This is a genomic window from Streptomyces sp. CB01635, from assembly GCF_002803065.1.
GTDB lineage: Bacteria > Actinomycetota > Actinomycetes > Streptomycetales > Streptomycetaceae > Streptomyces.
The window spans coordinates 34746-42573 of sequence record NZ_NNBL01000046.1; the positions used below are offsets into that span (position 1 = coordinate 34746).

General features: G+C 69.1%; 7 protein-coding genes. 3 read left to right on the forward strand and 4 right to left on the reverse strand.

Features of this window, described 5'->3' with window-relative positions:
• Window positions 1-218: 218 nt before the first annotated feature.
• Together CG723_RS44520 and CG723_RS44525 are read right to left on the reverse strand one after the other, a co-directional pair.
• Window positions 219-1406 carry a serine hydrolase domain-containing protein gene (locus tag CG723_RS44520; protein WP_100599262.1) on the reverse strand — a complete coding sequence of 396 codons (1188 nt, stop codon included), beginning with the start codon at window positions 1404-1406 and terminating at the stop codon, window positions 219-221.
• Between the two features lie 112 nt (window positions 1407-1518).
• Complete coding sequence (locus CG723_RS44525; protein WP_234374864.1) at window positions 1519-2145, reverse strand: TetR/AcrR family transcriptional regulator; 627 nt, start codon at window positions 2143-2145, stop codon at window positions 1519-1521.
• A 112-nt stretch (window positions 2146-2257) separates the two neighbouring features.
• Between CG723_RS44525 and CG723_RS44530 the strand changes: the two genes are divergently transcribed.
• The 3 genes from CG723_RS44530 (at window position 2258) to CG723_RS44540 (ending at window position 6553) form a co-directional block, all read left to right on the forward strand.
• Window positions 2258-3814 carry an acyl-CoA synthetase gene (locus CG723_RS44530; RefSeq protein WP_100599264.1) on the forward strand — a complete coding sequence of 519 codons (1557 nt, stop codon included), beginning with the start codon at window positions 2258-2260 and terminating at the stop codon, window positions 3812-3814.
• A gap of 41 nt (window positions 3815-3855) precedes the next feature.
• Window positions 3856-5025 carry an acyl-CoA dehydrogenase family protein gene (locus tag CG723_RS44535; protein ID WP_100599265.1) on the forward strand — a complete coding sequence of 390 codons (1170 nt, stop codon included), beginning with the start codon at window positions 3856-3858 and terminating at the stop codon, window positions 5023-5025.
• 181 nt (window positions 5026-5206) lie between these two features.
• Window positions 5207-6553 (forward strand): MFS transporter, encoded by a 1347-nt coding sequence (locus tag CG723_RS44540; RefSeq protein WP_100599266.1) that lies wholly within the window; start codon window positions 5207-5209, stop codon window positions 6551-6553.
• Between the two features lie 96 nt (window positions 6554-6649).
• Here CG723_RS44540 and CG723_RS44545 read toward each other — a convergent pair whose 3' ends face one another.
• Window positions 6650-6835 carry a PepSY domain-containing protein gene (locus tag CG723_RS44545; protein WP_100599267.1) on the reverse strand — a complete coding sequence of 62 codons (186 nt, stop codon included), beginning with the start codon at window positions 6833-6835 and terminating at the stop codon, window positions 6650-6652.
• A gap of 246 nt (window positions 6836-7081) precedes the next feature.
• Window positions 7082-7687, reverse strand: a complete 606-nt coding sequence (locus CG723_RS44550; RefSeq protein WP_100599268.1) for a dihydrofolate reductase family protein — start codon at window positions 7685-7687, stop codon at window positions 7082-7084.
• Window positions 7688-7828 lie beyond the last annotated feature (141 nt).

Sequence of the window (7828 nt, forward strand, 5' to 3'; positions counted from 1 at the left end):
CCACATACGTGCATACCCGTCAGCGCTCCGGCGAAGCGCCGGGGCCGGCCAGGGCGCCGGCCGGATCGAGGTCGGGGGTGCCGCGGGGCACCAGCCGTCGTGGCCCGGTTCCGACTCAGTGGTGGTCGACAGACTGAGGTTCGAGTGCCTGTCGACCGGCGGACGATTTCCAGATGACCACTGAGGGACAGCAACGTCCGTCCTGCCGCTGCTGCTCCTCAGGCGCAGAGGTGGGTGCCGATCCCGAGGAATGCATGGACGAGCGGGACTTGGGGGACTGCTGGGGAGACGATCTGGGAGGCGTAGTGGACGACGACCAGGTCGAGGGCGGGAGAGATGAAGAGGCGCTGGCCGTGGATGCCGCTGGCCATGAAGGAGCCGTAGGGGTCGTTCGGGATCCACCACAGGTCGTGGTACGAGAGGGTGGCGGGAGCCTCGGGGCGCGCGGCGGGGAAGCGGACGCGGCGGGCGTAGCCGTCAGGGACACCGGAGGCGATCGTGGTGGCGACGGCCTCGGGGACGATCTGACGGTCCCCGATCGCACCGCCGCAGCGGATCATCTCGCCGAACCGGGCCAGGTCGCGGGCGGTGGCGCTGAACCCCCCGCACGCGGCCTCGGTGCCGTCCGCGTCGAGGAGGTAGTAGGCGTCCTCCTCGGCGCCGATGCGGGACCAGATCATCTCGGACAGCAGCGCGGAGGTGGTCGTCCCGGTGATGCGGCGCAGGACCTCGGCGAGGGCTTCGACGTTGCCGTTCTCGTAGCGGAACTCGGTGCCGGGGTCGCCGGTGGCGCGGGCGGTGGCGAGGTGTTCGCGGATGGTGGCGGGACCGGTGTAGCCGTAGGGGCGCAGTTTGGGGGCGAGGACGGCGAAGTAGCGCTGGGCTTCGAGTGCCTTGTCGTAGGGGCGGCCCGCGTAGCTCATACGGGTGCCCATGTGGAGCAGGTGGTCGACCTGTGCGTCGCCGAAGGCGGTGCCGGCGAGTTCGGGGACGTACTTCGCCACCTGCGCGCCGCGGTCGAGTTGCCCGTCGTGGGCGAGGACGGCGGCGACGAGGCCGAGGTAGGACTTGGCGGCCGAGGCGTTGAAGTGCGGGACGTGGGGCTCGTATCCGTGCAGGTACTGCTCGTGGACGAGTGTCCCTCGGTGCATGACGAGCAGGGCGTCGGTCTCGGCGGCGGCCAGCAGTTCGGGGAGGGGGAGCGGCCGCCCATGCGGTCCGGTGAAGGTGAGGCCGTCCAGAGCGCCGGGCGGCGCGGTGGGCAGGGCCGAAGCCGTGCCGGAGCCGCGCCAGACACTGCGGCTCGGAACGAGCTCCCGGCCTGACGTTGTGTGCCGACGAGCCCAGGCCGGATCGGTGTATCCCCGTGCCCAGACGAGGTCGGCCAGTGTGGGCATGCCTGTCATGCGTCCGCTCCGCTCTTTCCACCATGCGCTGTAGTACGTCACTGAGCTCGATACCGTACATGGTGTCTTGTAACTCGGACAGGGGCGCCAGGGAGGGAGCGGATATCGCGCCTCAGGGGGCGAGGTCGAGCGCCCCGGGGGCGTCGGAGGGAGTCAGGCCGGTGGCCCATACGCGGCCGTAGACGGACAGGTCGCGCAGGTGGGCGGTGATCTCGGCGGCGCTGTAGCCGGTGTCGTTCTCGACCCACCAGGTCAACAGGCCGATGAGTTCGCCGGTCCAGGCCCTGGCGACGACCTCGAGGGGAATCCTGGGCGTGACCGCGAGCTGCTGTGTCCGCGTGCGGAAGGCGGCTTCGGCGTGCGCGCAGATGAGGTCGGTGAACTCGCGCAGGGCCCGCCCGTCGCCCTCGCCCCGCAGGATGACGCGGTAGACGGGCTTCTCCTGTTCGGCGTGTTCGAAAATGTACTTCACCGGCAGGCCGGTGAAGCCCTCGGCGTGCGCCTGTTGGACCGCCGGCAGGAGGCGCTCGCGGTCTTGCGCGAGGTCCCGGACGATCCCGACCAGCAGGTCTTCCTTGTCGCGGTAGTGCGCGTAGAAGGTGGCGCGCCCGACGTCGGCCCGCTCGGTGATCTGCTCGACGGTGATCGCCTGGAACCCCCTGTCCAGGACCAGTTCGACCAGGGCCTGGCGCAGCGCGGCCCTGGTCCTGCGGACGCGGCGGTCTCCCGCGGGGTTCATGTCCACTTCGCTTCCCTCTCTCCGGACCGTTGACCTGACCCTAACGCTGCCTTTACGTTTCCGGACACCAAGATTGTTACAAGACACATTGTTCGGGAACTCTGGAGACGTGATGAACCTCGGGCGGTACATACGCCGGACCGCCGGCCACCAACCCGACGCCGACGCCGTGGTCTGCGGGCCCGTCCGGCTGTCGTACGCGGAACTCGACGACCACAGCGACCGCCTCGCCACCGCGCTGCGCGGGCTCGATCTCGGCCCGGGCGAGCGCGTGGCGACCCTTGCCGCCAACCGCGCCGAACTCGTCGTCACCGAAGTCGCCCTGTACAAGGCCGGTCTGACCCGGGCACCGATCAACGCCCGGCTCGGCACCGCGGAAGTCGCCCACCTGCTCACGGAGTCGGACGCCCGCGTCCTGCTCACCGACGCGGCCCACTGGGAGACGGCACGCGAGGCGCTCCCCGGCACCGGGGTGCGGACGGTCGTGGGCTACGACGGCCCGAGCGAGCTGGGCCCCGGCTACGCCGAGATCCTCACCGCCACCGTGGCCGAACCCGTCGACGTGGAGTGCGCCGAGAGCGACATCGCCGTGCTGCACTTCACGTCCGGTTCCACCGGCAAGCTCAAGGCGGCGGTCCAGACGTACGGCAATCGTCTTGCGCTGCTGCGCAAGTCGGTGATGAGTGAGGGCACCCGGGTCGGCCCCGGTGACCGGCAGATCCTGGCCGGTCCCGTCACCCACGCCTCGGGCATGCCGCTGCTGGGCATCTTCTTCGCCGGTGGATGCGCGATCGTGCTGCCGCGCTGGGACGCCGAGGAGTTCCTCGCCACCGTCCAGCGCGAACACGCCACGCACGCCTTCGTCGTCCCCACGATGGTCAACACGGTCCTCGCGCTGCCGGGTGCCCGCGACTACGACGTCTCCAGCCTGCGCCAGCTCATCTACGGCGCGGCCCCCATGTCAGCGGCTCGGATCCGGGCGGCCTGGGATCTCTTCGGCCCGGTGCTCTCGCAGGGGTTCGGCTGCGGCGAGACCACATCCGGGGTGCTGTTCCTGTCCACCGAGGACCATCGGCGGGCGATCGAGGGCGAGGACGAGGAACTGCTGCTGTCGTGCGGGCGGCCGCTCGCCGAGGCCGAGGTGCGGATCGTCGACGACAGCGGCTGCCCCGTCGCCGACGGGGAGATCGGCGAGATCGCCGTCCGCGGACCCGACGTCGTACCCGGCTACTACAACGAACCCGCCCTCACGGCACAGTCGTTCCGCGACGGCTGGTTCCACACCGGCGATCTCGCCCGCCGCAGGTCCGACGGGTACGTCTTCATCGTCGACCGCAAGAAGGACATGATCATCTCCGGCGGGTTCAACATCTACGCCGTCGAGGTCGAGTCCGTCCTCCACCAGCACCCCGACATCTACGAGGCCGCTGTCGTCGGGGTTCCGGACGAGCAGTGGGGCGAGGCGGTCCACGCCGTCGTCGTGCCGCGCGAGGGGACCGTCCTCGACGAGACCGAGCTGATCGCCTTCTGCGCCGAGCGCCTGGCCCGGATGAAGAAGCCCCGATCCGTCGACGTCGTCGACGCCCTGCCCCACAACCCCAACGGCAAGATCGACCGCCGCGCGATCCGCGAGCGGTACTGGGCGGGCGCCGAGCGCCGCGTCCACTGACACCGGCAAGCCCTCTGCAACCGAGAACGGGAAACCGCACCATGCCCTACACCCTCGAACCCTCCTACGACGACAACCCGCGCCTGAAGGAACTCGTCGAGCGGCTGCGCACATATCTGACCGACGAACTCATCCCGTACGAGCGGGACCGCGGCATCACCGCCGAGAGCAAACTCGACCGTGCCACGCTGGAACACGTCTGGAAGCGCAGCGCCGAACTCGGCTTCTACGGCATCAGCCTGCCGCCCGAACTCGGCGGCCAGGGCCTGCACTTCACCGAGCTGTGCGCGTTGAAGGAGGAACTGACGGCCTCCGGGGCCGCGTTGTCCCACTCGGTCCTCGGCGACATGGGAGGACCGCTGCGCGTCGGCGCGATCGTGAAGTACGCGACCGAGCAGCAAATGCGGCACTATCTGATGCCCGTCATCCGCGGTGAGCGGGCCTGCTGCTTCTCCATCACCGAGCAGGACGCGGGCTCCGACGTACGACGGATGAGCACGACCGCGACACCGGACGGCGACACCTACGTCCTCAACGGGCACAAGGTCTTCTCCTCCGCCGCCCCCTTCGCGGACTTCGCCATCGTCGTCGTCCGCATGGCAGGAAATCAGGAGGCGTACAGCGCGTTCCTCGTCGACCTCGACTCCCCCGGCTGCCGGGTCCTGGAGGGTGACGTCCCCATGTCCGGGCAGCAGATGGAGGGCGATCTCGTCTTCGAGGACTGCCGGATCCCGGCCGCCAACCTGCTCGGCGAGATCGGCCAGGGCCTGCGGATCGGCATCGGCCGCATCACCCTGAACCGGCTGCTGCACTGCCCCTCCTTGATCGGCGCCGCCCGCCGGGCCTGGGACCTGTCCGTCGCGCACTCCAAGAGCCGGGTCGCCTTCGGGCAGCCACTGCTCGCGCTCCAAGCCGTCCAGCACAAGCTCGCCGACATGGCCACCGACCTCTACGCCGCCCGCTCCATGGTGCTAGCGACCGCGACACGCGCCGACCGCGGCGAAAACATCGCGGTCGAGGCCAACATGTGCAAGCTGTTCACCTCCGAGGCGTGCTTCCGCGTCGCCGACCAGGCCGTACAGATCCACGGCAAGACGGGCCTGACGCGCGGCCACGAGGTCGAGCAGATCTTCCGCACACTGCGCATGTTCCGGATCGTCACCGGCACCACCGAGATCCACAAGAACGCCATCGCCAAGGCGCTCGTCTGACCAAGCCCCGTACCGCTCAGGGCACTTGACGCCCTCAATGCGGACCGCCGGCCGTGGCTCCACGAACCGGCGCGACCGGACGGTCGGGTCAGGACCACGCCAGACGACCGTCCGGTCAGCACACGACCTCGCCTTCCCCTCGCCCGTACCCCTGCTTCACCCACGCCCGCAGGAGTCACCCATGGCACCCCGACCACCCGCGCCACCCGGCACACTTCGCAGTGCCGAGGCGGCCGACGCTCCCCCGTACGACCGGCGTCGAGCCTGGCTGATCACCGCCGTGATCGTCGCCTTCATGGTCATCAACTTCGCCGACAAGGCCGTTCTCGGGCTCGCCGCCGTCCCGATCATGGATGAACTGGACATCAGCCACAGCACGTACGGACTGATCTCCAGCTCCTTCTCCCTGCTGTTCAGCCTCTCCGGACTCGTCGTCGGACTGCTCTCCTCCCGCATTTCCAGCCGGACCCTCCTGCTCGTCATGACGCTGACGTGGACCGTCGCCCAACTGCCCGTCCTCGTCCTGGCCTCCGTCCCCGCACTCGTCGCCGGACGCCTCCTCCTCGGCGCCGCCGAAGGACCAGCCGCCTCGATGTCCATGCACGCCCTCTACAAATGGTTTCCCGCGCATCGACGCGGCCTGCCCTCCGCCCTGCAGATCGGCGGCGCTGCCCTGGGAACCCTCGTCTCCGCGCCAGCTCTGACCTGGCTCATCAGCCAACACGGCTGGCGCTCCGCGTACGCCGCGCTCGCCGTCGCCAGCTCGACCTGGGCCCTGGTCTGGTGGCGCGTCGGTCACGACGGCCCCTTCGACGACGCACGCCCCAGGGCCTCGGGGACAACGGCATCGCCCGGCATCACACGCCTCCCCTACCGCAGACTTCTACTGACCGGCACGGTCCTCGGCAGCATCTCCAGCGCCTTCGGCGCCGCCTGGGCCCTGTCCCTCAGCCAGGCCTGGCTGCCCTCTTACCTCCGCACCGAACTCGACATGAGCCCCGGCACGGCCGCCACCACCATCAGCGCCGTCTCCGCCCTCAGCCTCGTCCTACTGCTGACCGTCTCCCCGCTCATGGACGCGCTCAAGACCCGTGGCGTCAGCAGCCGTTGGTCCAGCGGCGCGACACAGGGCATCGCGGTCTGCGTAGCCGGCGCCGCCATGGCCGCCTTCCCGCTCATCAACTCAACCCTGCCTCGCCTGCTGCTCATCGCGCTCGCCTTCGGCACCGTCGCCGTAGCCATCCCTCTGCACTACATGACCACGGCCGAAGTCGTCCCCACCGCTCAACGCGGCGCCGTCTTCGGCATCGTCGCCGCCACCGGCACCCTCCCCGGTCTCGTCGCGCCCTCACTCACCGGCCACCTCATCGACGCTGCGGACACCACGGCATCCGGATATACGACCGCCTTCCTCGTCGCCGCCCTCGTCATGGTCCTCGCCGGCCTGCTCTCTGTTGCGAGCATCCGCCCGGAGCGCGACGCACTACGGCTGGGGCTGGACCACACCACGGCGCAGGCCACGCGCTGACAAGGACGACGGCGGTGCGGCTCCCCGAGGTGGCTCCGGCCGCCGGAGCTGTGCTCGTGGGCGGCCGGCTCGCCTGCTTCCCACGGCGGCGGCGCGTCAGTCGTGGTCGACCTCCTCGCGGGTGATGGTGCCCTTCACCGCGTCGATCTCGAAGTCGGTCTTGTTCCAGTCCTTGGTGACGACGTCGACGGACCAGATGACAGTTTTGTGGTCGTCGTCATCCAGGTTGATGGAGGTGACCGTGCCCTTCTGCTCTTCAGGATCAAGCCCCAGCTGCCTCAAGGAGGTTGACGATCACGATGCAGCGAGGCTGCCCGGGCTCCGGCCGGGAACCCGGTTTTGCTGACCGGGTCCGCGCCTCGTCATACCCGCCGGGGACAAGACGTCCCGCGCTCTCCCATCCACTTGGCGATCTCGGTGAAGATCGGTTCCAGCCCGGGACAGGGAACCGTTTCGCTGCCGTCTCGCGGTCCGCCGATGACGGGCGTCGTCCTCGTGGTGTGATCAGTGTGATCCAAACGAAACCGCCTAGTAGCTGTCGTAGCTGGGCTTGCCGTTCGGCCGGTAGACGCCGACGATGGTGCCGCCCTTCGTCGTCGAGACGCTGACCGGCTCCAGCGCAGTGGGGATCGCTCCGTCGGCGAACAGCCGCTTGCCGGTACCGATGATCACCGGATGGATGGTCAGCCGGTACTCGTCGACGAGGCCGTGCTGCATGAGGGTCTGGGCGAGGTCGCCGCTGCCGACGACGTTGATGTTGCCGCCGTCGGACGCCTTCAGCTTGCGTACGGCATCGACGATGTCGCCCTCCAGCAGCGTGGAGTTCTGCCACTCGACGGACGTCAGGGTCCGAGACGCCACGTACTTGTGCATGCTGTTCATCCGATTGGTGAACGGGTTGTCGGGATCGGCGGTCGGCCAGTACGACGCGAAGATCTCGTACGTCTTGCGGCCGAGCAGCATCGCGTCGGAGTGCTCGTACCAACCGGCGATGGCCGTGCCGACCTCGTCGTCGTCCACCGGCTTCTGCCAGCCGCCGTGCTCGAAGCCGCTCTCAGCGTCCTCGTCCGGACCGCCCGGCGCCTGCATGACGCCGTCCAGCGTCAGGAACGTGCAAACAATGATCTTGCGCATGGTGCGCTCCCTTCGTCGACGGGTAGACGGCGCAACCGACGGAAACTCATCGGCGGAATTGCCGCGGCGCAGCACTTAGACCCAATGCCGTTGCGTTACGGGCTTGCGGGTTGGGGTCTTGTGATGAGGACGGCTTGAGGT